The sequence below is a fragment of the Streptomyces sp. NPDC005070 genome, assembly GCF_053600395.1.
Genome location: NZ_JBSFZS010000597.1, coordinates 1 through 1,033, shown reverse-complemented (window position 1 = coordinate 1,033; position 1,033 = coordinate 1). Strand labels below are relative to the sequence as shown.

Annotated in this window: 1 pseudogene; it reads right to left on the bottom strand. The window is 72.5% G+C overall.

Annotated elements, in window-relative coordinates:
- A pseudogene (locus tag ACWEBX_RS41450) lies at positions 1–1,033 on the bottom strand (DUF4158 domain-containing protein); the annotation flags it as partial.

The window sequence follows — 1,033 nt, the reverse complement described above, 5'->3', positions numbered from 1 at the left end:
GCATCGCGACCTCGGCCGAGCCCTCGTCCTCGGGCACCAGCGCGACCACCGTGGCCGCCGCGGTCATCACGGCGGCGCGCGGGGCGACTTCCTCCAGCGCCGCCCACAGCGCGGCCACATCCACGTCCGCCCCGTGCTCCTCGACCAGCTCCAGCTCCTCGACCAGCACCCGGGTGGCCATGAGGACCTGAAACAAGTCCAGGGCCTCGTCGATCGCCTTCGCCTCCAGGTGCCGCATCACCGCGGTGAGCATCGCCGTACGCTTCGGCTCCGCCGCCCGCTCCAGCAGCGCCGCCTTCGACCCCAGCGCGTACCGGGCCAGCGACGCCATCCGGTTCGGCGGGATCTGCGACAGCCTCAACCTGCCGAGCTGGAACGCGCCGATCTCATCAACCCGCTCCAGCGCGCGGGCGAACGCCGTACCCGTCGTACGCGTCGGCGGCCGGCGCAGCCGCTCCAGCTCCGAGAGCCGCGAGCCGCGAGCCCTCCGGCGTCGTCAGCGTCGCCACCAGGTCCCCGGGCAACGCCGCATCCGCGCGCCGGGCGGCCCCCGCTACGGTTGCGTGCAGCCGCTGGTCCGCGACCCTGCGAACCTCCGACACCTGCCGGGCCAGCACGCTCACCCCGGGCAGCAGCACCCGGTTACGGCGCAGCCAGCCCACCGCGTGGTCGAACAGCGCCTTCGGCCCCTCGGCATGCGTCCACGCCCGCCCGTGCAGAAACGTACGGAACCGCCGCGACCACTCCGGGTCCTCGTACTCGTGGTAATCGTAGGCGTCCCGGATCTCCCACGCGTGCTCGTACGCCGTCTTCGGCCGCTCGGTGTACCGCTTCACCACCGACGGGTCCTCGATGCCGAGCTGCGCGGCCAGGTGCTCGACCACCGGCCAGGGGGCGCCGAGCGGGTTGTCCGGGAGAAACCGGCCGATGTAGCGCACCGTGCACATCTGGAGCGCGAAGCCGAGCTGGTGGTGCGTCGAGCGCCGCAGCGCGATCAGATCCCGGTCGACGTCGTCCAGAAAGAAGAACCGCT